At 63.4% G+C, this 24,245-nt stretch carries 24 protein-coding genes; 6 read left to right on the top strand and 18 right to left on the bottom strand.

Features of this window, described 5'->3' with window-relative positions:
* Window positions 1-17: 17 nt before the first annotated feature.
* Together clpA and clpS are read right to left on the bottom strand one after the other, a co-directional pair.
* Window positions 18-2,318 carry an ATP-dependent Clp protease ATP-binding subunit ClpA gene (clpA, locus tag ACZ0AJ_RS04310; protein WP_258836105.1) on the bottom strand — a complete coding sequence of 767 codons (2,301 nt, stop codon included), beginning with the start codon at window positions 2,316-2,318 and terminating at the stop codon, window positions 18-20.
* On the bottom strand, window positions 2,315-2,617 hold the full coding sequence (clpS, locus tag ACZ0AJ_RS04305; protein ID WP_137175749.1) for an ATP-dependent Clp protease adapter ClpS: 303 nt from the start codon (window positions 2,615-2,617) through the stop codon (window positions 2,315-2,317). The genes clpA and clpS overlap by 4 nt, the downstream gene beginning before the upstream one ends.
* Window positions 2,618-2,933: 316 nt before the next feature.
* Here clpS and ACZ0AJ_RS04300 point away from each other — a divergent pair, with 316 nt between their 5' ends.
* Window positions 2,934-3,137 carry a cold-shock protein gene (locus tag ACZ0AJ_RS04300; protein WP_171084635.1) on the top strand — a complete coding sequence of 68 codons (204 nt, stop codon included), beginning with the start codon at window positions 2,934-2,936 and terminating at the stop codon, window positions 3,135-3,137.
* Between the two features lie 84 nt (window positions 3,138-3,221).
* Here the strand turns inward: ACZ0AJ_RS04300 and icd are convergent, their stop codons facing one another.
* Window positions 3,222-4,475: an NADP-dependent isocitrate dehydrogenase gene (gene icd, locus ACZ0AJ_RS04295; protein ID WP_258836107.1), complete on the bottom strand. Its 1,254-nt coding sequence runs from the start codon at window positions 4,473-4,475 to the stop codon at window positions 3,222-3,224.
* A gap of 181 nt (window positions 4,476-4,656) precedes the next feature.
* Between icd and ACZ0AJ_RS04290 the strand changes: the two genes are divergently transcribed.
* Together ACZ0AJ_RS04290 and ACZ0AJ_RS04285 are read left to right on the top strand one after the other, a co-directional pair.
* Window positions 4,657-5,223 carry a pseudouridine synthase gene (locus tag ACZ0AJ_RS04290; protein ID WP_499452881.1) on the top strand — a complete coding sequence of 189 codons (567 nt, stop codon included), beginning with the start codon at window positions 4,657-4,659 and terminating at the stop codon, window positions 5,221-5,223.
* Between the two features lie 90 nt (window positions 5,224-5,313).
* Window positions 5,314-6,282, top strand: a complete 969-nt coding sequence (locus ACZ0AJ_RS04285; RefSeq protein ID WP_499452880.1) for an IS1595 family transposase — start codon at window positions 5,314-5,316, stop codon at window positions 6,280-6,282.
* 70 nt (window positions 6,283-6,352) lie between these two features.
* Here the strand turns inward: ACZ0AJ_RS04285 and ACZ0AJ_RS04280 are convergent, their stop codons facing one another.
* Together ACZ0AJ_RS04280 and rpsT are read right to left on the bottom strand one after the other, a co-directional pair.
* Window positions 6,353-8,584 (bottom strand): NADP-dependent isocitrate dehydrogenase, encoded by a 2,232-nt coding sequence (locus ACZ0AJ_RS04280; protein WP_499452879.1) that lies wholly within the window; start codon window positions 8,582-8,584, stop codon window positions 6,353-6,355.
* Between the two features lie 414 nt (window positions 8,585-8,998).
* The gene (gene rpsT, locus ACZ0AJ_RS04275) at window positions 8,999-9,265 is read right to left on the bottom strand and encodes a 30S ribosomal protein S20 (protein WP_183550274.1); all 267 of its coding nucleotides are present in this window, start codon (window positions 9,263-9,265) and stop codon (window positions 8,999-9,001) included.
* A 209-nt stretch (window positions 9,266-9,474) separates the two neighbouring features.
* Between rpsT and murJ the strand changes: the two genes are divergently transcribed.
* A complete protein-coding gene (gene murJ, locus ACZ0AJ_RS04270) occupies window positions 9,475-11,025 on the top strand; it encodes a murein biosynthesis integral membrane protein MurJ (protein ID WP_482897953.1) in 1,551 nt (516 codons plus the stop codon).
* A gap of 4 nt (window positions 11,026-11,029) precedes the next feature.
* Here the strand turns inward: murJ and ACZ0AJ_RS04265 are convergent, their stop codons facing one another.
* Both ACZ0AJ_RS04265 and ACZ0AJ_RS04260 read right to left on the bottom strand, forming a co-directional pair.
* Window positions 11,030-12,565, bottom strand: coding sequence for a dienelactone hydrolase family protein (locus ACZ0AJ_RS04265; protein WP_499453996.1), 1,536 nt, complete (start codon window positions 12,563-12,565; stop codon window positions 11,030-11,032).
* 20 nt (window positions 12,566-12,585) lie between these two features.
* On the bottom strand, window positions 12,586-13,050 hold the full coding sequence (locus ACZ0AJ_RS04260; protein WP_499452877.1) for a nuclear transport factor 2 family protein: 465 nt from the start codon (window positions 13,048-13,050) through the stop codon (window positions 12,586-12,588).
* Window positions 13,051-13,276: 226 nt separating this feature from the next.
* On the opposite strand from ACZ0AJ_RS04260, the gene ACZ0AJ_RS04255 reads away from it, so the two are divergent.
* Together ACZ0AJ_RS04255 and ACZ0AJ_RS04250 are read left to right on the top strand one after the other, a co-directional pair.
* A complete protein-coding gene (locus ACZ0AJ_RS04255) occupies window positions 13,277-13,636 on the top strand; it encodes a DUF6984 family protein (protein ID WP_499453994.1) in 360 nt (119 codons plus the stop codon).
* A 61-nt stretch (window positions 13,637-13,697) separates the two neighbouring features.
* Complete coding sequence (locus ACZ0AJ_RS04250; RefSeq protein ID WP_499452875.1) at window positions 13,698-14,138, top strand: hypothetical protein; 441 nt, start codon at window positions 13,698-13,700, stop codon at window positions 14,136-14,138.
* Window positions 14,139-14,485: 347 nt separating this feature from the next.
* On the opposite strand, the gene ACZ0AJ_RS04245 is transcribed toward ACZ0AJ_RS04250, so the two are convergent.
* Genes ACZ0AJ_RS04245 through gspG form a run of 11 tightly spaced genes read right to left on the bottom strand, consistent with a single transcriptional unit; the run spans window position 14,486 to window position 24,012 of the window.
* A complete protein-coding gene (locus ACZ0AJ_RS04245; RefSeq protein WP_499452874.1) occupies window positions 14,486-15,211 on the bottom strand; it encodes a type II secretion system protein in 726 nt (241 codons plus the stop codon).
* Window positions 15,205-15,588 carry a type II secretion system protein gene (locus ACZ0AJ_RS04240; protein WP_499453991.1) on the bottom strand — a complete coding sequence of 128 codons (384 nt, stop codon included), beginning with the start codon at window positions 15,586-15,588 and terminating at the stop codon, window positions 15,205-15,207. The genes ACZ0AJ_RS04245 and ACZ0AJ_RS04240 overlap by 7 nt, the downstream gene beginning before the upstream one ends.
* 33 nt (window positions 15,589-15,621) lie before the next feature.
* On the bottom strand, window positions 15,622-16,095 hold the full coding sequence (locus ACZ0AJ_RS04235; protein WP_499452872.1) for a type II secretion system protein: 474 nt from the start codon (window positions 16,093-16,095) through the stop codon (window positions 15,622-15,624).
* Window positions 16,096-16,106: 11 nt separating this feature from the next.
* Window positions 16,107-18,173 (bottom strand): secretin GspD/PilQ domain-containing protein, encoded by a 2,067-nt coding sequence (locus ACZ0AJ_RS04230; protein WP_499452871.1) that lies wholly within the window; start codon window positions 18,171-18,173, stop codon window positions 16,107-16,109.
* 14 nt (window positions 18,174-18,187) lie between these two features.
* Entirely contained in the window at window positions 18,188-18,733 is a 546-nt protein-coding gene (locus ACZ0AJ_RS04225) for a hypothetical protein (RefSeq protein ID WP_499452870.1), read from the bottom strand.
* The gene (locus ACZ0AJ_RS04220; RefSeq protein WP_499452869.1) at window positions 18,730-19,305 is read right to left on the bottom strand and encodes a hypothetical protein; all 576 of its coding nucleotides are present in this window, start codon (window positions 19,303-19,305) and stop codon (window positions 18,730-18,732) included. The genes ACZ0AJ_RS04225 and ACZ0AJ_RS04220 overlap by 4 nt, the downstream gene beginning before the upstream one ends.
* Complete coding sequence (locus ACZ0AJ_RS04215; protein WP_499452868.1) at window positions 19,302-19,847, bottom strand: PilN domain-containing protein; 546 nt, start codon at window positions 19,845-19,847, stop codon at window positions 19,302-19,304. Before ACZ0AJ_RS04215 ends, ACZ0AJ_RS04220 begins: the two co-directional genes overlap by 4 nt.
* Window positions 19,844-20,653 carry a hypothetical protein gene (locus ACZ0AJ_RS04210; RefSeq protein ID WP_499452867.1) on the bottom strand — a complete coding sequence of 270 codons (810 nt, stop codon included), beginning with the start codon at window positions 20,651-20,653 and terminating at the stop codon, window positions 19,844-19,846. The genes ACZ0AJ_RS04215 and ACZ0AJ_RS04210 overlap by 4 nt, the downstream gene beginning before the upstream one ends.
* The gene (locus ACZ0AJ_RS04205) at window positions 20,646-22,352 is read right to left on the bottom strand and encodes a GspE/PulE family protein (protein ID WP_499452866.1); all 1,707 of its coding nucleotides are present in this window, start codon (window positions 22,350-22,352) and stop codon (window positions 20,646-20,648) included. Before ACZ0AJ_RS04205 ends, ACZ0AJ_RS04210 begins: the two co-directional genes overlap by 8 nt.
* Entirely contained in the window at window positions 22,349-23,536 is a 1,188-nt protein-coding gene (locus ACZ0AJ_RS04200) for a type II secretion system F family protein (protein WP_499452865.1), read from the bottom strand. The genes ACZ0AJ_RS04205 and ACZ0AJ_RS04200 overlap by 4 nt, the downstream gene beginning before the upstream one ends.
* A gap of 38 nt (window positions 23,537-23,574) precedes the next feature.
* Entirely contained in the window at window positions 23,575-24,012 is a 438-nt protein-coding gene (gene gspG / locus ACZ0AJ_RS04195) for a type II secretion system major pseudopilin GspG (protein WP_499452864.1), read from the bottom strand.
* Window positions 24,013-24,245: the final 233 nt, after the last annotated feature.

The following is a 24,245-nucleotide window of genomic DNA, read 5'->3' as shown; positions in this document are numbered from 1 at the left end:
TGCGGGAGCGAACCTGCTTACTCGATTTCGACCGTCTCGGCCGGGGCCGGTGGCGGGCTCACATCGCCCTCGGGGAATTCGAGGACAACCTCGTCCTTCTCGTTCAGGTCGACCGTCACGCGGCCACCATTGGTCAGGCGACCAAACAGCAGTTCGTCGGCCAGCGCCTTGCGGATCATGTCCTGGATCAGGCGCGACATCGGTCGTGCACCCATCGACGGGTCGAACCCTTTCTGGCCGAGGAACTTGCGCAGCTTCTCGGTGAAGATGGCTTCGACTTTTTTCTCGTGCAGCTGCTCTTCCAGCTGCATCAGGAACTTATCGACAACGCGCAGGATGATGTCTTCGTCCAGCGCGCGGAAGCTGATGATCGCATCCAGACGGTTACGGAACTCCGGCGTGAACATGCGCTTGATGTCGCCCATTTCGTCGCCCGCTTCACGCGAGTTGACGAAGCCCACGGAACGCTTGGTCAGACTTTCCGCGCCCGCGTTCGTGGTCATGACGATGATCACGTTGCGGAAGTCGGCCTTGCGACCGTTGTTGTCGGTCAGCGTGCCATGGTCCATCACCTGCAGCAGGATGTTGAAAATGTCCGGGTGGGCTTTTTCAATCTCGTCCAGCAGCAGCACGGTGTGCGGCTTCTTAGTGATCGCTTCGGTCAGCAGGCCGCCCTGGTCGAAACCAACGTAGCCCGGTGGCGCGCCGATCAGACGCGAGACAGCGTGCCGCTCCATGTACTCGGACATGTCGAAGCGCACCAGCTCGATGCCCAGGATGAAGGCGAGCTGCTTGGCGACCTCGGTCTTGCCGACACCGGTCGGACCCGAGAACAGGAACGAACCGATTGGCTTGTCGGTCTTGCCCAGGCCGGCACGCGCCATCTTGATCGCGGCCGACAGCGCCTCGATCGCCGGGTCTTGCCCGAACACGACGTTGCGCAGGTCGCGGTCGATCGTCTGCAGCTTGCTGCGGTCGTCCTGATTGACCGACTGCGGCGGGATGCGCGCGATCTTGGCAATGATGTCCTCGATCTCGGTCTTGCCGATCGTTTTCTTCTGCTTCGACTTCGGCAGCACGCGCTGGGCGGCGCCGGCTTCGTCGATCACGTCGATGGCCTTGTCGGGCAGGTGACGGTCATTGATGAAGCGCGCAGCCAGCTCGGCGGCGGTGGTCAGGGCCGAAGCCGAGTACTTCACGCCGTGGTGCTCTTCGAAGCGCGACTTCAGGCCGCGCAGGATCGCGATCGTCTGTTCGACGGTCGGCTCGTTGACGTCGACCTTCTGGAACCGGCGCGACAGCGCGTGGTCTTTTTCGAACACGCCGCGGTACTCGGTGAACGTGGTCGCACCAATGCACTTGAGCTGGCCATTGGCCAACGCAGGCTTGAGCAGGTTCGATGCGTCGAGCGTGCCGCCCGAGGCCGAACCGGCGCCGATGATCGTGTGGATCTCGTCGATGAACAGGATGCCGTTCGGCGTGTCCTTGATCTGCTTGAGCACGGCCTTCAGGCGCTGCTCGAAATCACCGCGGTACTTGGTGCCGGCCAGCAGCGCGCCCATGTCCAGCGAGAACACGACAGCGTTCTGCAGGATTTCAGGCACGTCTTCCTGGACGATGCGCCATGCCAGGCCTTCAGCGATCGCGGTTTTACCCACGCCCGCCTCGCCCACCAGCAGCGGATTGTTCTTGCGGCGACGGCACAGAATCTGGATGACGCGGTCGACTTCTTCTTCGCGCCCGATCAGCGGATCGATCTTGCCATCGGCCGCGGCCTTGTTCAGGTTCTGCGTGAACTGGTCCAGCGGGCTTTCTTTCGCCTGGCCTTCGACCTGCGCTTCCTCGACGCCTTCGGGCGCCTTGGACGTGTCGACCTGCTGGTCCTTGCGCACGCCGTGCGAAATGAAATTGACCACGTCGAGACGGGTCACGCCCTGCTGGTGCAGGTAGTACACCGCGTGCGAGTCTTTTTCGCCGAAGATCGCCACCAGCACGTTGGCGCCGGTGACTTCTTTCTTGCCGTTGGACGCCGACTGCACGTGCATGATCGCTCGCTGGATCACGCGCTGGAAACCAAGCGTCGGCTGGGTGTCCACCTCGCCCGTGCCAGGCACGGTCGGGGTGTTGTCGCCGATGAAATTCGTCAGGGTCTTGCGCAGGTCTTCAATATTGACCGCGCATGCACGCAGGACTTCGGCGGCCGAAGGATTATCGAGCAATGCCAATAGCAGGTGTTCCACGGTGATGAACTCGTGGCGTGCCTGGCGTGCCTCGACAAAGGCCATGTGTAGGGATACTTCAAGTTCCTGCGCAATCATACTTCCTCCATCACGCACTGCAGGGGATGCCCTGCCTTGCGTGCATGCGTTAAGACAAACTCCACTTTGGTACACGCTATATCTTTGGAAAACACGCCGCACACCCCTTTGCCATTCTGGTGCACCGACAGCATGATCTGCGTGGCCGTTTCCCGATCCTTGTTGAAATACTCCTGGATCACGGCCACGACAAATTCCATCGGCGTGTAATCATCGTTCAGTAGCGCCACCTGGTATAGCGGAGGCGGTTTGACGGTCTGCCGCTCTAGCAGTTGTTCAGTATCGTGCTTCGTTGCCATGGGGTATTCTAATACTTCCGAGGTTGGTGCAGAGCGTAAACATCAGCTCGTTTTCTGATATTTCCATCTTACGCTTTTTCGGATAACTGCGCAGATGGCGTTTCGATTGCCGAAATCAAGTCCGGCGCACAGGAATTCGATGAAAAATTTGACAACTCGCGCCCCAAACCCCTTGACTTGCGTGATTATTCCACCAACAATGCAGTCATCGACTTTGTACTTATGTACTCGTTGATAAGAAGTGAGCAGGCTGAGGAGGGCAAGAGGTTTCTTGCTTTTATGGCTCGTGTGATTTGTTAAATTTGAAAGTTCTTTTATGGCAACTGGTACTGTTAAGTGGTTCAATGATTCCAAAGGCTTTGGCTTCATCACGCCTGATGACGGCGGCGAGGATCTGTTCGCACACTTCTCCGCAATCAACATGAACGGTTTTAAGACCCTCAAAGAAGGTCAAAAAGTCCAATTCGAAGTCACGCAAGGCCCTAAAGGCAAGCAAGCTTCCAACATCCAGGGTAACTAATCATTCCCCTCCCGGAAGCGAAGAACCCCACTGTCACAGTGGGGTTTTTTTTCGTCCGCCGTACCGGCAACGACGGGCTGCACGTCACATCTGTTCGATCAGCACTTCACCAAAGCCCGAGCACGACACCTGCGTCGCCCCTTCCATCAGGCGCGCGAAATCGTAGGTTACCTTTTTCGACACAATGGCCTTGCCCATCGCCGCGATGATCAGGTCGGCCGCTTCGCTCCAGCCCATGTGACGCAGCATCATTTCGGCTGACAGGATCAGCGAACCGGGATTCACGTAATCCTTGCCGGCATACTTTGGCGCCGTGCCGTGGGTCGCTTCGAACATCGCGACCGAATCGGACATGTTCGCGCCCGGCGCGATGCCGATGCCGCCAACCTGGGCCGCCAGTGCATCCGAAATATAATCGCCGTTCAAGTTCAGTGTGGCGATCACGCTGTATTCGGCCGGGCGCAGCAGGATCTGTTGCAGGAAGGCGTCGGCGATCGAGTCCTTGATCATGATGTCGCGCCCGGTCTTCGGGTTCTTGAGCTTGCACCATGGGCCGCCGTCGAACAGTTCGGCGCCAAATTCTTTCTGCGCCAGCGCGTAACCCCAGTCCCGGAAGCCGCCTTCGGTGTACTTCATGATATTGCCCTTGTGAACCAGGGTCACCGATGGCTTGTCATGGTCGATCGCGTACTGGATCGCCTTGCGCACGAGGCGCTCGGTGCCTTCGATCGAGACGGGCTTCAGGCCAAGGGCCGACGTGGCGGGAAAACGAATCTTCGACACGCCCAGCTCAGCCTTCAGGAACGCGATCAGCTTTTGCGCACCTTCCGAACCGGCCTCCCATTCGATGCCGGCGTAGATGTCCTCGGAATTTTCGCGGAAGATGACCATGTCGGTCTTTTCCGGCTGCTTCAGTGGCGACGGCACGCCGGTGAAATAGCGCACCGGGCGCAGGCAGACGTACAGATCGAGCTCCTGGCGCAGCGCGACATTGAGCGAGCGGATGCCGCCGCCGACGGGCGTGGTCAGCGGACCCTTGATCGAGACGACGTACTCCTTCAGCACATCCAGCGCTTCGGCGGGCAGCCAGACGTCGGCGCCGTAGCGCTTGGTCGCTTTTTCGCCGGCAAAGATCTCCATCCAGGCAATGCTGCGTTCACCGCCGTAGGCCTTGTGCACGGCTGCATCGACCACCTTTTTCATCACCGGCGTGATGTCCGCGCCCGTGCCGTCGCCCTCGATATACGGAATGATCGGCGTGGCCGGCACGTTCAGGCTGAAATCGGCGTTGACGGTGATCTTCTGGCCCGCAGGCGGGACGGTGATATGCTGGTACATCAAGTTCTCCAGGTGGGTGGCGAAAGGCGGTGAGAACGACGTGACGAACGACGTTACTAACTCGCTTACAATGTCGCCGTTGCCAGCGTCAGCCGAGGGCTGCTCTTCATTATGCCCCAGTATTTTGCCATATTGCCACGCTACCGGCTGGCCGCCCTTTCATTCGTTTCTCTGCACCTTCATGTCCCTGATCCTTTTCAATAAACCGTTCCAGGTCCTGTGCCAGTTCTCGTCCCAGGAAGGCCGCGAATGCCTTGCTGACTATCTCAAGATTCCCGGCATCTACCCCGCCGGCCGGCTCGACGCCGACAGCGAAGGCCTGATGCTGCTGACCGACGACGGCCAGCTCCAGCACAAGATCGCCCATCCGGATCACAAGGAAGCCAAGACCTACCTGGTGCAGGTCGATGGCGTGCCCGATGCCGCCGCCATGGCGCGCCTGCAGGCGCCGCTCGACCTGGGCGACTTCGTCACCAAACCGTGCCGCGCCGCGCGCATCGCCGAGCCCGAGTGGCTGTGGCCGCGCAATCCACCAATCCGCGCGCGCCAGGACAAGCCGACCAGCTGGATCGCGATCACGCTCGAAGAAGGCAAGAACCGCCAGGTGCGCCGGATGACGGCGGCCGTGGGCTTGCCGACGCTGCGCCTGGTGCGCAGCAGTATCGGCCCGTTTTCCCTGAGCACGCATCCATTGCTGCCCGGCGAATTCATCGACGTGCCGGCCTATTCGCGCCACGCGGGTAAATAAAAAGGCGCAGTCAGCGTTAAATAGAGACCAGCTTTGAACTGACGAGCAGTCCAGTGGTCCAACCCCTGTCCCCAGCGTCAGGAGTCGATCATGAAAGCGCCACGTTTCAAGGGCTGGTTCGCAAAACTGCCTTCGCTGAACCAGCCTCAGCGCCGGCAAGTGCTCGATGCCCTGCATCCTGCAGCCGGGCTGAATCAGGTAGTCGCGCTCATCAGTGAGGCCAGAGCGCCAGGCCGCTGCTGTCCCAGATGCGGCAACGAGCGCTGCTACCGCCATGGGTTCGCCAATGATTTGCAGCGCTATCGCTGCTGTGCCTGTGGCCGCACCTTTAACGATTTGACCGGCACGCCATTGGCGCGGCTCAGGCTCAAGGCCAAATGGCTCGCGTATTCGCAGGTGCTGCTCGATTCACTCCCCGTGCGCAAGGCGGCAGATCGGGTCGAGATACACCGCAACACGGCCTTTCGATGGCGCCACCGCTTCCTGCACTGGGTCAAGCTCGACCGGCCCGGAGCGCTCAATGGCATCGTCGAAGCTGACGAAACATTTTTGCTCGAGTCACAAAAGGGTTCGCGTACCCTCGATCGGCCACCGCGCCATCGCGGCGGCCATGCTGCCAAACGTGGCATTTCCGGTGAACTCGATTGCATCCTGATTGCGCGCGACCGCGAGGGCCGTACGGTCGATGCCGTCACTGGCCGCGGTGCACTCACTGCTGCGCAACTCGAGCGTGACTTGCTGCCCAGGCTCGACAGGCAGGCGTTGCTGGTCAGTGATGGCCATCCTGCTTACCGCGCCTTTGCACGCAAACACAGCATCGCGCACGAGGCGGTCAATGTACGCGAAGGTGTGCGCGTGAGGCGTCTGGGCAGCCTTGCCATCCACGTGCAAAACGTGAACGCCTACCATCAACGCTTCAAGGCCTGGCTACAGGGCTTTCGCGGCGTGGCGTCGCGCTACCTGCCTAATTACCTGGGCTGGCGCTGGGCGCTGGATGGTGAACGGGTCACGTCGCCAGAACAATTGCTTTGCATTGCTATCAGCGTCATCAATAGATAACGCTGACTGCGCCAATAAAAAACCCGCCGACCTTGCGGTCGGCGGGTTCTAGTTACGGCAGCCGCTCAGTTCAGGCGAACGAATCGATCGCTGCATTGAAGGTGGCGCTCGGACGCATCGCAGCCGTCACCTTGGCTTCATCGAGCTTGTAGTAACCACCGATATCGACCGGCTTGCCCTGCACGGCCAGCAGCTCGGCAACGATGGTCGCTTCGTCGTCGGCCAGTTTCTTGGCCAGTGGCGCGAACGTGGCGGCCAGCGCGGCGTCGTCGGTTTGCGCAGCCAGCTCCTGCGCCCAGAACAGCGACAGGTAGAACTGGCTGCCACGGTTGTCCAGCTCGCCGGTCTTTGGCGATGGCGACTTGCGGTTGTCCAGCAGCTTGCCGGTTGCAGCATCCAGCGTGCGGGCCAGAATCTTGGCCTTGTGGTTGCCGGTTTTCAGGCCCAGGTCTTCCAGCGACACCGCCAGCGCGAGGAACTCGCCCAGCGAATCCCAGCGCAGGTGGTTTTCTTCGACCAGCTGCTGCACGTGTTTCGGTGCCGAACCGCCGGCGCCCGTTTCGTACATGCCGCCACCGGCCATCAGCGGCACGATCGACAGCATCTTGGCGGACGTGCCCAGTTCCATGATCGGGAACAGGTCGGTCAGGTAGTCGCGCAGGATATTGCCGGTCACCGAGATGGTGTCCAGGCCGCGCCAGACGCGCTCGAGCGTGAAGCGCATCGCGCGCACCTGCGACATGATCTGGATATCCAGGCCGTTCGTGTCGTGATCCTTCAGGTAGACCTTGACCTTCTTGATCAGTTCATTTTCGTGCGGACGGTACGGGTCGAGCCAGAACACGGTCGGCATGCCCGAGTTGCGCGCGCGCGTCACCGCAAGCTTGACCCAGTCGCGGATCGGCGCATCCTTGACCTGGCACATGCGCCAGATATCGCCCTGCTCCACGTTCTGGCTCATCAGGACTTCGCCGGTGGCGAGGTCGGTGATGTTGGCCACGCCGTCTTCCTGGATCTCGAAGGTCTTGTCGTGCGAGCCGTATTCTTCGGCTTGCTGGGCCATCAGGCCGACGTTCGGGACGGTACCCATCGTCTTCGGATCGAAGGCGCCATGCCATTTGCAGAAGTTGATGATCTCCTGGTAGATGCGCGCAAACGTGCTCTCAGGGATGACGGCCTTGACTTCCTTCAGGCGACCATCGGCGCCGTACATCTTGCCACCGGCGCGGATCATCGCTGGCATCGACGCGTCGACGATCACGTCGTTCGGCGAATGGAAGTTGGTGATGCCCTTGGCCGAATCGACCATGGCCAGTTCAGGACGGTGTTCCTGGCAGGCGTGCAGGTCGCGGATGATTTCTTCGCGCTGCGACGACGGCAGGTCGGCGATCTTGTTGTACAGATCGGCCATGCCATTGTTGACGTTGATGCCCAGGCTCTCGAACAGCGTGCCGTGCTTCTCGAACGCTTCCTTGTAGAACATGCGCACGCAGTGACCGAAGACGATCGGGTGCGACACCTTCATCATCGTTGCCTTGACGTGCAGCGAGAACAGCATGCCGGTGGCGTGTGCGTCTTCGATCTGGGCTTCGTAGAAGGCCAGCAGCGACTTGCGGCTCATGAACATCGAATCGATGATTTCACCGGCCAGCAGCGAAACCTTTGGCTTGAGCACAATGGTCTGGCCGCTCTTGGTGACCAGTTCCATCTTGACGTCGCGCGCAGCTTCGACCGTCATCGACTTTTCGCCGTGGTAGAAGTCGCCTTCGGTCATGTGCGCGACGTGGGTGCGCGATGCCTGCGACCATGGGGCCATCGAGTGCGGGTTCTTGCGTGCGTATTCCTTGACGGCGCGCGGGGCGCGGCGGTCGGAGTTACCTTCGCGCAGCACCGGATTCACTGCCGAGCCGATGCACTTGCCGTACTTGGCCTTGATGGTTTTTTCTTCGTCGGTCTTTGGGTCCGACGGGTAGTCAGGGATGTTGTAACCCTTGTCCTGCAGTTCCTTGATCGCGGTGGTCAGCTGGCTGACCGAGGCGCTGATGTTCGGCAGCTTGATGATGTTGGCGCTCGCCTCGAGCGTCTTCTTGCCCAGCTCGACCAGCGAATCCGGCACGCGCTGCTCCGGGGTCAGGTTTTCAGGGAACGCTGCCAGGATACGGGCCGCGACCGAGATGTCGCTGGCCGTGACGGTGATGCCGGCCGGCTTCGTGAAGGTGCTGACCACAGGCAGGAAGGCGTGGGTCGCCAGCAGCGGCGCCTCGTCGGTCAGGGTGTAGATGATGGTCTGATCACTGCTCATGCACATTTTCCTCGGTAATCGCGACAACGTCGCGCGTAGTAAAAACTGACAATTGGCCACAGCCCATCAATCGATGCGCTGCGGGCACTGGGCGCCGATGCCGGACATTCTACCCCTGTCTGCGACGGGAGGGCCAGAGCGCACCGGCGTACATTCCGTTGGTTGGGCGGCCGCTTCGTGCAAGGCCGCGAAACCTGTCTTCAACGCCAGTCTTCTATAAGACATAAGACGCGCCATATTATGCCCCACCTTTGCGGCGGACACCAGTTTTTACGTTATCGACAACCCCGCCATGCATTCCGGATGGAAAAACGAAAGCGCCAAGCAAAAAAACCCGCCAGGACCGAAGTCGGGCGGGTCTTTCCACTGCACAGAACTTGCCTGCGCGGCCCGAAGGCCGCACGCACGCGGGCTTTACGCCGACAGTGCTTTCAGGGCTGCAGCCAGGCGGCTCTTGTGGCGCGCTGCTTTGTTCTTGTGGATGATTTTCTTGTCAGCGATGCTGTCGATTTTCGACACGGACTGCTGGAAGATCAGGGTCGCGGCTTCTTTGTCGCCAGCCTGGATGGCTTTGCGAGCTGCCTTGATTGCGGTACGCAGGGTCGAACGCTGCGACGAGTTGTGCGCGTTTTGCTTAACTGCTTGACGAGCGCGCTTGCGCGCTTGTGCGGTATTTGCCATGGAATTTCCTAAATCGGGGTCAAGTTGCGTTTGCAAACATTAGCGACTGTTAAACCGGCGCAGGAGCCTGCCCAACGATTAGTGTCTGCTAACAGAATTCAGTACAGCCCATGATTATAGCGAAGCTTTCAAGTCTGGGCAATTCAAAATTCAAAGATTGTCGGCCGGATGTCTGTACCGGTCGAGTTGCACCAGTATAATCTCGCGCCATGAACCTGCTCAGAACCCTCGCCGCCATCTCCAGCATGACGATGCTTTCGCGCGTCACCGGCCTCTTGCGTGAAAGCCTGTTTGCACGCGCTTTCGGCGCCTCGGCGTACACCGATGCCTTCATCATCGCGTTCCGCCTGCCCAACCTGCTGCGGCGCCTGTTTGCCGAAGGCGCGTTCTCGCAAGCATTCGTGCCGATCCTGTCCGAGTACAAGACGCAGCATGGCGACGTGGCCACCAAGACCCTCGTTGATCATGTCGCCACGTCGCTGCTGTGGGCCACGGTGCTCACCAGTATCGTGGGCATCATCGGCGCCCCGCTCCTGATCATGGTCCTGGCGGGCGACCTGCGCGAGACGCCCGGCGCCTACAACGCGTCGGTCATCATGACGCAGATGATGTTCCCGTACATCGCCTGCATGTCGTTTGTCGCGCTGGCCGGCGGCATCCTGAATACCTGGCGCCAGTTCAAGATCCCCGCGTTCACGCCGGTGCTGCTGAACCTGTCGTTCATCTTCGCGTCGCTCGTGCTGGTCAATTACCTCGAACAGCCGATCTACGCGATGGCGATTGCGGTCTGCGTCGGCGGCCTGCTGCAGGTGGCGATCCAGATTCCGTCGCTCGTGAAAATCGGCATGTTGCCGCGCATCTCGTTCAATCCGATGACGGGCCTGCGCGACGCCGGCGTGCGCCGCATGCTTAAGAAGATGGGCCCGGCCGTGTTCGCCGTCTCCGCAGCGCAGATCAGCTTGTTGATCAATACCGGCATCGCCGCCAGCCTGGCCGCCGGCGCCGTCTCGGCCCTGCAATATGCCGATCGCCTGATGGAATTCCCGACCGCGATGCTGGGCGTGGCCCTGGGCACGATCCTGCTGCCATCGCTGTCGAAAGCCAATAGCGAAGGCGACACCGCCGAATACGCGGCGCTGCTGAATTGGGGCCTGCGCCTGACCTTCCTGCTTGCGCTGCCTGCCGCGGTGGGCATGGCCACGCTGGCCGTGCCGATGATCGCCACCCTCTTCCACTACGGTAAATTCGACGATGCAGCTCTGGTCAATTCATCGCTACCGCTGATGGCCTACAGCGCCGGCCTGCTGGGCATCATCCTCGTCAAGATCCTGGCGCCGGCGTTCTATGCCCGCCAGGACGTCAAGACGCCGGTACGCATCGCCGTTGCCGTGCTGGTTGCCACGCAGCTGATGAACCTGATCTTCGTGCCGCTGATGGGCGTGGCAGGCCTGGCCCTGTCGATTGGGCTGGGCGCCTGCATCAATGCCACCTGCCTGTACATTGGCCTGCGCAAACGCGGCATCTACACGCCGCAGCCGGGTTGGGGCAAGTTCTTCCTGAAGCTCGCCATCGGCGTGGCGGCAATGGGCGCCGTGGCGTGGTTCGGCCAGGCACAGTTCGACTGGGCCGCCATGAAAGTCACGCCTGGCCTGCGCATTGGTGCGCTGCTGGGCATCATTGTGGCCAGTGCCGTGACCTACTTCGCAATGCTCGCACTGCTGGGATTCCGGCCGCGCGACTTCCGGCGCCGCGCGGCGTAACTGGTCAGTTTGCACCACCCCGGCGCAGCGCTGCGATCCGCGCCACGGCGTTGCGCTGGTTCGGATCGGCCGCGACAGCTTTTTCGTAGGCCGCGATGGCTGACCTGGTGTCGCCGAGCGCTTCGTACGCCTCGCCCTCACTGTCGAACGCGTTGGCGAACGTCGGTTCGAGGAACGTGGCCAGCTTGAACAGCTCGAGCGCGCCGCGCGCGTTCTTTGTCCGCAGCAGCTGGTAGCCCAGCGTATTCATGTTCATGGGGCTGAGCTTGAAGTCGGGTGAGCGTGCCACCATCCCGTCGTGGATCGACTGCGCATCCTGGAAGCCCGCCTTCGCGAACGCACGCAGGAAGTCGCCTTCACCAAGCAGTGCATGCCGTGCCGGCGTGAACGCCATCGACATCACCTGCGGGCCGATACCATGCCGCGCTGGTGACTGCTTCAGCCATGCCAGAGCTTCGCCGTCCTGCTTCAGATACGCGTCCAGAAACCGGCGCACATACAACGCGCCGCTGCGGTACGCCTGCAGCACATCGGCACGCGCATAGTCGCCAAACGCAGCATCGTCGGCAAAACGCACATGCCACGCGCTGAAATCCGGATGCGTCATCGGCGGCAGCGTCGCGACATACACGTCGGAATAGGTCATCGTGTTGAGGTAACTCTTGCCGAGCATGTCCTTGCGCTCCATGACTTCTGCAGACGGCGCGCGCGCGCCAAGGTACAGCATCGGCACCGCCGTGCGCGCTGGCTGCACGTAACCCGCCGCGCCCCACACCTTCGGGTGATACCGGATGGAGCCATCCAGGCTGACCAGCGCTTTGATGCGGCTGGAACGCGCCGCGGCAAACACATTGGCCATGCCGCCCCAGCTGAAACCCGCCGCCGCGACGTTGCCGATGTCGGCCTGCGGCAGCGTCTGAGCGTAATTGACAAGGAACGCGATATCGGCGGCCTGCGCCTCGACGCCTTCGACGTCGTCGGTCATCATGACCGAGCGCGCGCCCAGGCTGCGGCTGGCGAGCACCACATAACCATGGCTGGCCAGGTATTCGCACAGGTCGATGTTTTCATGGGCCTGGGCGGCAAAGCTGGGCGCGTAGATCACCACCGGAAAGCGGCCGGCGGCCGCAGCCGCATCACGCACGGCCAGCATCGGCGCGCGGTACTGCGCGCTTTGTGGTCCTGCCATCCAGCCTGCGCGCTGCCTGGTTGCTTCGGCGGCCGGCGCGGTGAAGTCGACATCATTCAGGCTGGCCTGCTGATAATCTGCGGCCAGCATCGGCGCGCCGCCACCACGCCTGGCTGGATACCAGACCAGCATCTGGATTGGCCGGCCAGGCGCAGCATTGCTGGCCTTGCCAAACGCATCGACCTGCGGCTCGAGCAACCGGCCGTAATCGTATTGCTGGATGACGCGCAGGCCGACGGCATGCGGGCCGGCTTCAGGGATCAGGTTCGGCGCGGCAGGCACTGGCACGCCTGCGCTGGCACTGGCACTGACGGCGATGGAAAGGACTATCAGGATGGGACGCAGGATCATTGGTAGCTTCATTGGGCCGCTCACTTGCCTGGTGCGGCCAGCGGCCGGATCGGCGTGTACTGCGCAGAGACCAGCTTCCAGGCACCGTCCTGCTGCTGGGCCACGAAGCTCGAGCGCAGCGCGGATGTGCGGGTTTGCCCGCCAACGGTCATGGCGTAGGACACCTTCGCGAGCACGATGGCGGTATTGCCCAGCACCCGCGGCGTGATCTCGTCGACGGTGATTGCCGGCAGCGGCTTATCGTCATGCTTGACGTAGAACGACAGCATCTTCGCGCGCGGGTCGACCTCGCCCAGTGGCGAAATCTCGATATAGTTTTCAAACGTCAGCGCTTCGAGTGCGGCGCGGTCGAACGTGCCTTGCGCGGTGGCGAAGCGCTGCACCAGTTCGCTGACCGACTGCTCCGGCGTGGCGGCGTGGGCGACCGTGATCGACAGGCAGGCAAGCGCGCCCGCAATGCATAACGTGTTGCTGCAAGAGATCATGCGACTCCTCGTAAAGTTGGTCAACGCCGGTAGTGGCGCCATGGTGACGGTCGATCATAGCAATCTGCGTTATTGTTGCCTATTAAAAACGGATGCATATGGCTGCTGGGTTACTGCGCCGTGCGAATGGAGTTCGCCACAACGCATCAAGTCCGCTCCAAAACGAGAGAGTCTGTTACAGCAGCCGCGCTGAAACTACGGATGCGTTTTTACATTGGAAGGAAATATGGTGCCAGACCAGATTCAGGACGGCTTACGTCCTCTGCGTCTTGAAGAGGATTCATTCATACGCGCTTTGCTTCAGCGGGCACGGGACGGCGAGCGTCTGCTCGTCCGACTGGAGCATGCTCAGGTATTTGACATGAATGATGGCAAAATGGGTAGCGTTCAATTTGCCGGTCACGACAATCGGTTTTTAGGCAGTTGCCTTGTTGAGGCGCAGTACGTCGATCTCGATGGCGTCCCAGTGAGTATCGTTCTCAATGCGGACACAACCGGACAGCTCTATGAACTCGACATCTGGAAGGCAGACTTTTCCCCACTTCAGGCATATCCGGTTTTTGAACGTGTGACAGTCAAGGCTTGATATTGTAGGGTTGTACTAGACTGCCGTTGTCCACAAAACGTCACGCCATCGCAGAGAAACCGTGCATCCATCCGCCAGATTAGTGTTCCGTACCATGTCGATGCTTGGCGTGGCTGCCGTTATTGGTGTGACGATCGCCACCTTTACCACCTGCGGCGTTGGACTTGCCCATGGAACGGGCACCTGGTGCGCGTTACCACTGGTTTGGTTCATCGGCTTTCCGCTTGCAATCACCAATGCGCTTATCTTTGGCCTGCCACTAGCGTTTTTATTTTGCAAGTTGCGTCTGACGCGATGGTGGCAGTTCGCAGTGACAGGCTTTATCTGCGCCACACCTGTATGGATTGAGCTTGCCGAGCCATTCACATTTGTCCGTTGGGCGCAATTCGGTCTGTATGATTCATTGAATTGTCTCGGGTCGGGCCTTGCCGGTGGACTTGCTTACTGGTGGATAAGCCAGAAAGTCGGTATTCGTCATGGTATTGATGAGATGGCGCCCTAGTCATTGGAAATGGGTGACAGACCTGACCCCGACCATCGCCCTCTCCCTTAGTACCATTACCAGAGCATTCATCGACAGACTTTTTGTCGAGTTCGTTTCTGAATGCTGGCAGCACGCTACGCTGTCCTGAACAGCCGGGTGCGGCCAAGAGTGGATGTTGATTGCGTCCATGCCGTTCAATCCTTACAGGCATAACGAATGCTGAGCTATTTGAAATGGCTGTCCATCGCTGGCGTGTGGCTACCTATCACGGGGCTTGCAGCATGGGCGTACGCATCGGGCCGAATCCAGACTGTCGTTCACCTGCGTGCCTGCCGGCTGCGCCTAACTTTATTGTTCGTCCAAGCCTACCGGTCCTCAGTTGACGTTTCCGGCGCAGTATCCTCATGCGATTCGGCTGCGGTTTCCGGTGCATTCATCGGTACGGGTTCCGGTGCGGTAACCGGTGCTGGATCGGATTCTTCAGCCGTCTCCGCCGCCGGCACATCTGCCGGCGCTGCCGCAGGCAAGCCTGGCGGCACCGGCTGCGCCGCCGGCGCCGCTGGTGCACCAGGCCGCGGCTGCGGCTGCCCAGGCGCCTGCCCCAGCGCGGGATCACGCGCCTTGAACCGCCACGCCGAAATCGTGTCCGCATTGTCCAGGCCCGCAAACCGGCTGTCGAAATTGGCGACCTTCAGCGGCCTGGCCGTCGACAGACTATGCACTGCAACGACGCCCGTCGTGCCATCCCCCAGATACACCACACCCCACTCGGCCTTGCCCGTCAGCGGATCGACGAAAATCTTGCGCAGGTGCCGGCGCACGCCCGGCACGCGCGGGTCCTTCAGCAATTCCTTCAGCGATGGCGGATACGGCGAGGCGCCCTGCGGCGTCGCCGCCGCGTAGCTGTCGAGCGCCGCGCTGAAGGCGGCGCCGATGTCCAGCAGTTCTTCCTCGGCCGCCGCCCGTTGCAGCAGCGCGCCGATCTTGAGCGTGGCCGCGCCCACCAGACCGATGATGGTGACAAAGATGATCAGGCCCAGATAGGTGAACCCGGCCTGGCGCCCGCGGCGTATCCCTCCCCGAACTACCATTCCAGATAGGGCCGGCCGCGCCGGTCGTTGCCCGGCGCGCCGCTGCGCAGGTTGGCAAAGCCGCCCTGCTCGCCTTCGTGCGGCGCTTCGAGGATCCACGTGTCGCGCGCTTCGGTAACCGGGTCGAGCGGGATTTCGCGCAGGTAGCGCGCCTCCACCAGCTGCTCGAGCGACTCGGGATAGCGGCCCGTATCGGAGCGGTACTGATCGACCACCTGGCGCGTGTTGCGCAGGTTATCGGCCAGGATCGTCTCCTTCGCGCTGTCGATGCTGGGGAAAAAGCGCGGCAGCGCCACCGTCAGCAGCAGCGCGATGATCCCCAGCACGACCAGCAGTTCGATCAGCGTGAAGCCGCGGCTTTTTCCATCTGCGTGCATGCGCATTGTGCTCACCATGTGCTCACCTCGTGCTCACCATTTGTTGTAGGGGATGCCGTTCAGCCCCACCCGCGTGGAGCGCGAATACACATCATAGACATCGTCGCCTTCCTGCGGTTGATCCGGCTCGCTCGCATAACTGCGCTTGCCCCAGGTGGCGGCGTCATCGAGATCGCGCTCGGGTGTAAACGGGTCGCGCGGCAGGCGCCGCATGAAATAGATCCTGGCCTGCTTCGGGCTGCGCAGGTCGGGCACGCCCTGCACCAGCAATTCCAGCCGCGCCGGATAGCCGCTGGCGTCGGCGGCCTTGGCCACGCGGCCCTCGTCGGCAGCCTTCTTGTAGGCATCCAGTCCGGCGCGGATCTCGCGCAGGCCGCGCCGCAGTTCCTGTTCATCGCGGCGCTGCACCGTCACTTCGGCCACCGGCAGCACCAGGGTGCCGAGCAGGGCCAGGATCGCGAGCGTGACGAGCAGCTCGATCAGCGTGAAGCCGTGCCGCGCGCGCATGCCCGGCTGCGTCATCGCTGCGGCACTGGCGGCGTCACGCCTGGTGGATAGGCGGCCGGCTGCGCCATGGCCTCGGGCGCAGATTCCGGTGCAGATGCAGGCACAGATTCAGGCAACGTCACCGGCTGGCCAGGCGGTGCCGATGGGGGCGAGCCCAGTTGCGGCGTGGCCGGCAAGGCCGATGGCGGTACCGAGAATGACGTCGCGGGTTCCTGCGCCGGCGGCGGCGCGACCGGCGTCGTGACCGTGGTCGTGGTAACCGTCACTGGCGGCGCCAGGGCTGACGTGGCAGGCCGCGCGCCCGTCGTCGGCAGCGCTACCGGTGCGCGCACGGCATTGTCGGGCCGGCGGCGGAAGCTCGACTCGGTGCCGGCGCCAAATTCAGACGCCGATGCGGGCGGGCGCTGCACCGCGCGCACGATGCGCGGCGTGATCGACAGCAAAATCTCGGAGCGGCCGGTTTGATCCGATTGGCTGCCAAACAGGCGCCCGACAATCGGCAGGTCACCCACCCCGGGCACCTTGGTGCCGCTGCTGCGGTCCTCGTTGCTGATCAGGCCTGCGAGCACCTGGTTCTCGCCATCCTTGAGCTGCAGCATGGTGGTCGCCGAACGGCTGCCGATGCGGTAGGCTACCGTGCCATTCTTGGTTTCGACGCGCTCGCCCAGCGTGCTGACCTCGAGGTTGATGCGGATCGCCACCTCGTTGTTCAGGTAGATGGTCGGCTCGACGTTCAGCGTCAGGCCCACGTCCAGGTAGGTGATGTTATCGGACGCGAAGCCGCCGATCCCCGACGACACCGTCGCCGAGATATTCGGGATCTTGTCGCCGATGACGATCTTGGCCTTTTCCTTGTTGCGTACGCGGATGCGCGGGTTGGCCAGCGTCGTCGTGTCGCCGTCTGTCTTGCTGGCGTTGAGCGTGGCGCTGATCGGGCCCGTCGTGATCGTGCTGCTGTTCAGGCCACGCAGCTGGTCGATGGTCAGCACGCTGCCTTCGAACGACGTCAGTGGCGAGAACCCGAGCGACGATGGCCAGTTGATCCCCAGGTCCATCACGCTGCTGCGGTTGATCTCCAGCACCTCGACGTCGAGCATCACTTCGGGCTCCGGCACGTCCTGCAGCGCGACCAGCTGCGTGGCGATACGGATCGCTTCCGGGTTGTCGCGCAGGATCACCAGGTTCAGTTTTTCATCGACCACCACGTCGCGGCTCTTGAGGATCGTCTTGAACGTGTTGGCGATTGACTTGGCGTCGGCATTCGCCAGGAAGAACGTCTTGACCGTCATTTCCTGGTACTCGCGCAGCTTGGCCGCGACGTTCGGGTAGATCAGGATCGTGTTGCCATCCATGACCTGGCGCTCGAGCTGGTTCGTCATCAAGAGGTAGTACACGGCCGCTTCGACGGTGCTGTTCTTCAGGAAGATCGAGGTGCGGGTATCGGCCTTGACGTCCTTGTCGAAGATGAAGTTCAGGCCCGAGTGGCGCGCGATGATCTCGAACACCTGCTTGAGCGGGGCATCGCGAAATTCGAGGCTGATGGGCTTGCGGTAGCTGGCCGCCAGCGCTGCCGGGCCGGATGGCGCGGCAGCCGCTTTTTCGTCGATCTCCAGCAGCAGCAGGCGCGCCGCCTCGTGCGCCGGACGCTCGGTCAGCACGGCGGCGAGCTTGTTGCGCGCCGTGTCGATATCGTCCTTCTCGAACGCGGCGCGCGCCTCGATCAGTGCGGCCGCGTGGCGCCGGTCCGCCTCGACCTGGCGCAGGCCAGCACGGGCGCGGTCGTTGCCCGGATCGATGGTCTGCACGCGCCGGTATTCATTACTGGCCACGTCGATCTGGCCGGCGGCCAGTGCGCGGTCGGCTGCCTCCACCATGCGCACGACGGCGCCGTCGCGCGCGCGCAGGTAGGCCGCCTTGTATTCGGGGTTGCCGGGGTCGGAGGCCAGCGCCTCCTGGTACTTGGCCAGACCAGCGCCGACCTTGTCCTGGGCCACCAGTGCATTGCCCTCCTGGTAGGCGCGCTGCGCCGCGCAACCCGCGAGAAGAAACGGCAACAGCAGCAGGGTCAACCCCCGCATCGGCAAACGAGCCATCAATCGAATACTCCAATATTGAGCTGCTGGACCTGGTCCAGCGGCAGGTAAGTCAGGGTCAGCGTGGGCGGACGGATCGCGTCGACGCGGTAGGCGCCGTCGATCGTCGCGCCGTCGCGCACGAGATAGGTACGGTCGTTGCGGGCCAGGTAGATTTCCCACACGCCGTCCTGGAGCGACTTGCCGATGTACTTGAACGGCAGGGGCGGCGCCACGGGCGGCGGCGGTGGCGGCGGCGGTAGATTCGATGGCGGCGGCGGTGGCGGCGTCCAGTCGTGGCGCGCGAACAGGCCCTGCCCGCCCTCGCCGAAGCGCTCGCCGTCGGCGCCGATCAACTCGTCGCGCGGGACCAGGCGGACGATCGCGGTGTCCGCGAGCGGCTTGGCGACCACCGCGCTCGTGCTGCGCACAGGTGCAGTGGCCGCCGTCTTGGCCACGCGCTCGGCCGGTTCGGCCAGCGTGTTGTCTGGGGTGGTGTCGCCAAACACGACCAGGCCGGCGGCCAGCGCCAGCGCGCCACCCATGGCGATGTGACGCGGCTTCATCGCGCTTCTCCCGGTGCTGTGCTGCGCTCGGCCAGATAGAAGGTCAGGCGCAGCCGGGCATCGACGCCCGCATCACCGATGGCGTCGCGGCGAAACGCCACGTCGTCGAGCGAGGCATGCGGCACGGCGCGCAGCACGTCCATCGCAAACTGCCAGATCGCCGCGTAACTGCCCTTGACGGGCAGGTTGACCTGATAGGCGACCAGCCGGGCGTTGCGGTCGGCGGTGGTGCGGTACTCGCCCTGCTCCAGCGTCAAACCATGGCGGGCGGCCAGTGCGAACACCGCTTTCAACTGGCGTTCGACGCTGCGGGCATCGCCCAGCGTCGCGTAGAACTGCGCCAGGTTCTGGTCGCTGCTCGGTGGTGGCGCGCTTGGTGCCGGGCGTGGTGGCAACGGCGTGCGTGCAAGGCGGCGCGCCGCCTCGTAGTCTGCTTCGAGCCGCGCGCGCGCCGGCACCAGCGCGACCTGCACGGCTGCGCCGGCCACGAGCAGCGCCACAACCAGCGCCACCAGCGGATTGACCCGCGCGAGCAGCAGGCGCGCGCGGAGTGGCAGGGTCGCGAGCGTCATGGCGTCCCCCATTGCACGCTGACCTGGAAGCGCAGCGGCCGGTTCGGGTCTTCCTGCATGACTTCATGGCGCATCAGCACCACACCCGTGAACCATTCCTCGGCCTGCAGGCGCGTGATATAGGCCAGCATGTCGTCGCTATTCTTTGCTTCAGCGCTGATGCGCAGCGTGCGTCGCTTGGCGTCGGGCTCCAGCGCCAGCAGCGCGATCGAGGCAGGCGTGGCGTCGGCCAGCGCTGCCGCCAGATCGCGCCATGGCAGGTTCAGTTGCCCCACGGCGGCGTTGACGGCGGTGACCTGCGCCGGCGCCAGGGCCACCTTCGGCGCGGCGGCCACCACGACGGGCGGCGGCGCACTGCGCACGGCCAGCGCCGCCTGCAAGTCGGTCAGTTCCTGCTGCTGCTCGACATAGCGCTGGGTCATGACGCCTGCCGGCACGCACATCGCCAGCACGGCAGGCAGCATGAAGATCAGACGTGGCGGCGTGCGAAACAGCGTGCGGCGCAGGCCCGGCGGGGCAAAATCGATGCGGGTACGCTTCACGCGGGCGCTCCCGTACGCGCCAGGCGCGCCAGGTCGGACCAGCCGTCGCCGGCGTTCTGTTCGAGCAGGCTGCAGGCGAACTTCAGGCGCCCCGGGCTGCTGCCCCAGGTGGCCGGCGCGGCGCCGCACAGTTGCAGCCGTTCGGGCCGTCCCACGCCTACGCGCAGCGCTTCGCGCGCCACGTGCGCTTCCAGCCAGTCGCGATCGGCGCCGGCAGGAATCGGGCTGCTGCGCACGGCCATCAACACCGCGCCGTCATACGCCGCGAGCGACAGCACGCCGCCATGCACCTGGCCGAACCATGCCCCTGCCCTGCGCGCCTGGCGCCAGTGATTGAGTGATGCCACGAATTGCGGCCGGATGTCGACCAGGTGAAAGCGGTGGGTCTCGGCGGCCAGCTGCAGGCCATCGAGCAGATTGAGCGGCGCAGCGCTGGCCAGGAACGGCCGGGCCGCATCCCAGTCGGCGCGGATCACCCACTCGGAAGCCGGCGCCCCGAACAGGTGCTGGAAGCGCAGCGCAGCCGCCCCCTCAAGGTCGCCCATGCGCGTGGCGCCTTGCGGCGGCGTGACCTGCCACAGGCGGATCAATTCATCGGCCAGTACGACACTCACCGTCCAGCCGCCAGGCGCATGGTCGGCGAACAGCGCGCGCAGGCCCGTGGCCAGCGCATCGGGCGCGAACAGGTCGAGCCGCTGCTCGGCCAGCAGCACGGGCGCGCGACCGAACAGGCGGTTGACCCTGACCAGGGCCAGGCCATCGCTGGCAATGCCCAGGCGCAGAGTGTGTCCAAGAAGCTTACGCATGCAGGGTCACTCGCTTGATTTCATCGATGGTGGTGGCGCCGCGCCGCACGAGGTCAAGCGCGGCCAGGCGCAGGCTGCGCGTGCCGTTGGCGTGGGCGGCGGCCTTGATACGGCGGATTGGCTGCTTGTCGACGATCAGTTCGCGGATCTCGTCGTTCAGGGTCAGGATTTCGGCGATCGAACGGCGGCCCTTGTAGCCGGTGCCGCGGCAATCGCCGCAGCCCTTGCCGCGCATGAACAGGTAGTCGCCCACCTCGGCGCGCTCAAGGTGCACCGAAGCCAGTTCGAGATCGGTCGGGTCGTGCTGCTCGCCGCAGCGCGGGCAGTTCATGCGGATCAGGCGCTGGGCCCAGATGCCGTTCAGCGCCGAGACGAACGCATACGGATCGATGCCCATGTGCGTGAAGCGCCCGAACACGTCGAACACGTTATTGGCGTGGACGGTCGTCAGGACCAGGTGACCGGTCAGCGCCGACTGCACCGCGATTTCGGCAGTTTCACGGTCGCGGATCTCCCCGACCATGATCTTGTCCGGGTCGTGGCGCAGGATCGAGCGCAGGCCCTTGGCGAAGGTCAGGCCCTTCTTTTCGTTGACCGGGATTTGCAGGATGCCGGGCAGCTGGTATTCCACCGGGTCTTCGATCGTGATGATCTTTTCGCGGCCGTTGTGGATTTCGGTCAGCGCCGCATACAGCGTCGTGGTCTTGCCCGAGCCGGTGGGACCCGTTACCAGCAGCATGCCGTAGGCTTCCTGCGCCAGGTGGCGCAGCGTGACGAGCGACGGCGCATCAAACCCCAGCGCTTCGAGCGTGAGCGAGCCGTAGGCTTCGATCATCGCGCGTTTGTCGAGGATACGGATCACCGCATCTTCGCCGTGGATGCTCGGCATGATCGACACGCGCAAATCGATGTCGCGCCCGGCCGCCTCGACCCGAAAGCTCCCATCCTGTGGCACGCGGCGCTCGGCGATATCGAGTTCGGCCAGTACCTTCAGGCGCGAGATGATGTGCTCGGCCAGTTCAATGCCGCCCACCGTCGTGGCGTGATCGAGGACGCCATCGACGCGGTACTTCACGGCCAGGCCGCCGGCCGTGCTTTCCAGGTGGATGTCCGAGGCGCCGGCTTTCAGCGCATCGTACAACGTGGAGTTGACCAGCTTGACGGCCGGGCTGCCCGCTTCGGACACCGACGCGAACGACAGTACAGTACCGATCTTGCCGTCGCGCCGGCCGTCGGCTGCCCCGCCCACGAGCGAATCGACGGCGCGCGCCGATTCTTCCTGCTTGGACAGGTAGGCCTGGATGTCGGCCTGCTGCGCCAGGCACAGGTCGAGCGGCCGGCTGGGCATGGCGCGCGCCTGGGCGCCGAGCCACGTCTGCAGATCGAGATCGAACGGATCGGCCACCACGCCGACCAGGCGCCCGTCGACGTGGCGCAGCAGCGCGCAGTGGCGCGACAGCGCCTGCGCCAGCGGCAGCAGGTCGAACGCCGGTGCGAGCAGCAGCATCTCGCCCGTTTCCATCACTGGCAGCGCAAACAGCGCGGCCAGGGCCTGCACCAGCTCGCGCGCATCGCGCCCGGTCAGCGCTTCCAGCTCGGCCACGAGGCCCCGGCGCGACACGTTCGCGGCGGCGCGTGCCTGCGCCAGGATGGCGGGATCGAACGGCGCGATGGCCACGGTATCGGCGTGCGTGTTCATGACATGTCTCCTGCCAGGTCGAAGATCGGCATGTACAGCAGCACGACGATGGCGCCGACCACGAGGCCGATGGCGGCCATCAGGAGCGGCTCGAAGGTGCGCGTGAAGCGGTCGATCCAGCGCCCGATCTCGCCATCGTAGAACGCGGCCGACTGGGTCAGCATCGGCCCCATCTCGCCCGTGCGTTCGCCCACGCGCAGCATGCGCAGCGAGATCGGCGTGGTCAGGCCGTGGGCTTCGAAGGCGTTCGACATCGGCTCGCCCGACTCGATCGCGGCGCGCGCTGCCGCCAGGTTTTTGGCCAGGTGCGGCGAGACCATCTGCTGCACGGTCTCGATGGCGCCGACGATCGTGATGCCGCCTTCGGTCAGCATGCCGAGCGTCAGGTACAGGCGCGAAAGTTCATACACGCGGGCGCGCTCGCCGATGCCGGGCACGCGCCGCAGCAACCGGCCCATGCCGCCGCTGCGGCGCAGATGGCGAATGCCGGCGACGATGCTTGCCACCACCAGCATGGCGCCGATCAGGATCGCCGTGCCGTGGCCGGACGCGAACTGGCCCCAGTCGAGCAGCCGCTGCGACAGCCACGGCAGGTCGCGGCCGGCGCCCTGGTACACCTCGGCAAATTTGGGCACCACGTAGCCGATCAAGAAGCCCGACACGCCCCCGCCGACCATCAGCAGGATCACCGGATAGATCGAGGCGCTGACGATTTTGGCGCGCACGGTGTCGATGCGCTGCTGGTAATCGATGTAGCGCGTCAGCGCGCGCGGCAGGTCGCTCGTGCCTTCGGCGGCGCGCACGATGCCGATGTACAGCGGCGGGAACAGCGCCGGCTGCGCCGCCAGCACGGCCGAAAAGCGCTTGCCTTCGCGCAGGCCGCCGAGCAGGCGTTCAAGCACGGCGCGGGTGGGCGCGGCGCTTTCCTTTTCGAGCAGGGCTTCAAGGCTTTCGACGATGCCCAGGCCGGCATTGAGCAGCGCGAGCAGTTCCTGGCTGAACAGGACCAGAGATAATTTGGCGCCGCGCGAACTGGCCAGGCGCGCGCCGCGCGCCGGTTCGACGGCGCTGACGAACAGGCCGCGCGCCTCGATCTGGCGGCGCGCATCCTGCGCGTCGAGGGCGTCGACGACGAGGTTGGCGATCGACATGTCGGGCGCGAGGGTGCGAACGGCGAACTGCATGGGCGGCGCTGTCAGGTGGGTGATGCTGGAAACGTCATTCAGTTCGACGTGATGTCGGCGTTCTCGCCGGTGCCGCCGGGCTGGCCGTCCTTGCCCAGCGAAAGCACTTCGTATTCGGCCCGGGCGCCGGGGGCGCGGTACTGGTACGCATTGCCCCACGGATCGAGTGGCACGGCCTTCTTCAGGTAGGGGCCGTTCCATTTGACGCCGGCGCTGGGAGGCGCCGTCATCAGGGCCGCCAGGCCTTCTTCGGTGGTCGGATACCGGCCGACATCGAGCCGGTAGGTGTCGAGCGTTTTATCGAACGCGTCGATCTGCGCCTTGGCCGCGGTGACTTCGGACTTGCCCAGCTGGGAAAAATATTTCGGGCCGACATAGGCCGCAAGCAAACCGATGATGACGATCACCACCAGCAATTCCAGCAACGTGAACCCGGCGCTGCGACGCGCGGCGCCCCGTTTCATGGCAAAAAACATCAACCGACTCCTCATGTGCTTCGCGAAAAAAATACCTCTGAACGGTATCACGCGGTATAGCAGAAGGACAACTCTTGTTTTGAGATACCACCCAGCGTCAAAGCTGTAGAGCCGAAACAAACGGCACCTTGTTCAATTACTGTTACAAAAACGCCACAATTCATACCGACGTCATAAAACCATAAAACAAAGTCTGGCCGCTGTAGAAACCGAATTTAATTAACCATTTTTAA

Source organism: Telluria sp. AC161, from assembly GCF_979258535.1.
Note: the sequence above shows the minus strand (reverse complement) of the source record. Positions and strands in the feature narration are given on the sequence as shown.

Coding starts and splice junctions, on each gene's coding strand:
- ACZ0AJ_RS04230 (WP_499452871.1), bottom strand. CDS start 18,173: ATGCGGGGGTTGACCCTGCTGCTGTTGCCGTTTCTTCTCGCGGGTTGC.
- clpS (WP_137175749.1), bottom strand. CDS start 2,617: ATGGCAACGAAGCACGATACTGAACAACTGCTAGAGCGGCAGACCGTC.
- ACZ0AJ_RS04205 (WP_499452866.1), bottom strand. CDS start 22,352: ATGAACACGCACGCCGATACCGTGGCCATCGCGCCGTTCGATCCCGCC.
- gspG (WP_499452864.1), bottom strand. CDS start 24,012: ATGTTTTTTGCCATGAAACGGGGCGCCGCGCGTCGCAGCGCCGGGTTC.
- ACZ0AJ_RS04245 (WP_499452874.1), bottom strand. CDS start 15,211: ATGGTAGTTCGGGGAGGGATACGCCGCGGGCGCCAGGCCGGGTTCACC.
- ACZ0AJ_RS04200 (WP_499452865.1), bottom strand. CDS start 23,536: ATGCAGTTCGCCGTTCGCACCCTCGCGCCCGACATGTCGATCGCCAAC.
- ACZ0AJ_RS04240 (WP_499453991.1), bottom strand. CDS start 15,588: ATGCACGCAGATGGAAAAAGCCGCGGCTTCACGCTGATCGAACTGCTG.
- ACZ0AJ_RS04255 (WP_499453994.1), top strand. CDS start 13,277: ATGGTGCCAGACCAGATTCAGGACGGCTTACGTCCTCTGCGTCTTGAA.
- clpA (WP_258836105.1), bottom strand. CDS start 2,318: ATGATTGCGCAGGAACTTGAAGTATCCCTACACATGGCCTTTGTCGAG.
- icd (WP_258836107.1), bottom strand. CDS start 4,475: ATGTACCAGCATATCACCGTCCCGCCTGCGGGCCAGAAGATCACCGTC.
- ACZ0AJ_RS04290 (WP_499452881.1), top strand. CDS start 4,657: ATGTCCCTGATCCTTTTCAATAAACCGTTCCAGGTCCTGTGCCAGTTC.
- ACZ0AJ_RS04235 (WP_499452872.1), bottom strand. CDS start 16,095: ATGCGCGCGCGGCACGGCTTCACGCTGATCGAGCTGCTCGTCACGCTC.
- ACZ0AJ_RS04300 (WP_171084635.1), top strand. CDS start 2,934: ATGGCAACTGGTACTGTTAAGTGGTTCAATGATTCCAAAGGCTTTGGC.
- ACZ0AJ_RS04265 (WP_499453996.1), bottom strand. CDS start 12,565: ATGATCCTGCGTCCCATCCTGATAGTCCTTTCCATCGCCGTCAGTGCC.
- ACZ0AJ_RS04260 (WP_499452877.1), bottom strand. CDS start 13,050: ATGATCTCTTGCAGCAACACGTTATGCATTGCGGGCGCGCTTGCCTGC.
- ACZ0AJ_RS04225 (WP_499452870.1), bottom strand. CDS start 18,733: ATGAAGCCGCGTCACATCGCCATGGGTGGCGCGCTGGCGCTGGCCGCC.
- ACZ0AJ_RS04210 (WP_499452867.1), bottom strand. CDS start 20,653: ATGCGTAAGCTTCTTGGACACACTCTGCGCCTGGGCATTGCCAGCGAT.
- ACZ0AJ_RS04285 (WP_499452880.1), top strand. CDS start 5,314: ATGAAAGCGCCACGTTTCAAGGGCTGGTTCGCAAAACTGCCTTCGCTG.
- murJ (WP_482897953.1), top strand. CDS start 9,475: ATGAACCTGCTCAGAACCCTCGCCGCCATCTCCAGCATGACGATGCTT.
- ACZ0AJ_RS04280 (WP_499452879.1), bottom strand. CDS start 8,584: ATGAGCAGTGATCAGACCATCATCTACACCCTGACCGACGAGGCGCCG.
- rpsT (WP_183550274.1), bottom strand. CDS start 9,265: ATGGCAAATACCGCACAAGCGCGCAAGCGCGCTCGTCAAGCAGTTAAG.
- ACZ0AJ_RS04220 (WP_499452869.1), bottom strand. CDS start 19,305: ATGACGCTCGCGACCCTGCCACTCCGCGCGCGCCTGCTGCTCGCGCGG.